Genomic DNA, 308 nt, shown 5'->3' with positions numbered 1-308 from the left:
AACCCGGGAAGCTGCCGCCGTGGCCCCAGTAGAGGCCGCCGCACGACAGGGGCTTGCTCACGAGCCCGAGTCCGTAGCGGGCGCCGGGGCCGAAGGTGCTCTCGGCGGGGACGGTGGTGCGCATCTGGGCGAGCTGGGCGGCGGGGAGGAGGCGGCCGGCCAGCAGCGCGCCGAAGAACCGGTTGAGGTCGGAGTTGGTGGAGACCATCTGCCCTGCTGCCCAGGCCCAGGAGGGGTCCATCTCCGTGATGTCCTGCAGGGGCGCGCCTGCTGAGGCCCGGTCGTAGCCGTGGGGGTGGGGTTCGCGG

1 protein-coding gene is annotated in these 308 nt (G+C 73.7%); it reads right to left on the bottom strand.

Going from position 1 to position 308, the window contains the following annotated elements:
- Window positions 1–308 (bottom strand): serine hydrolase (locus J0695_RS40185; protein WP_206969757.1); only part of this gene is annotated, 308 nt, incomplete at both ends.

Origin of the sequence: Streptomyces beijiangensis, from assembly GCF_017315755.1 — a bacterium.
In the GTDB taxonomy this organism is placed as follows: Bacteria; Actinomycetota; Actinomycetes; order Streptomycetales; family Streptomycetaceae; genus Streptomyces; species Streptomyces beijiangensis.
Note: the sequence above shows the minus strand (reverse complement) of the source record. Positions and strands in the feature narration are given on the sequence as shown.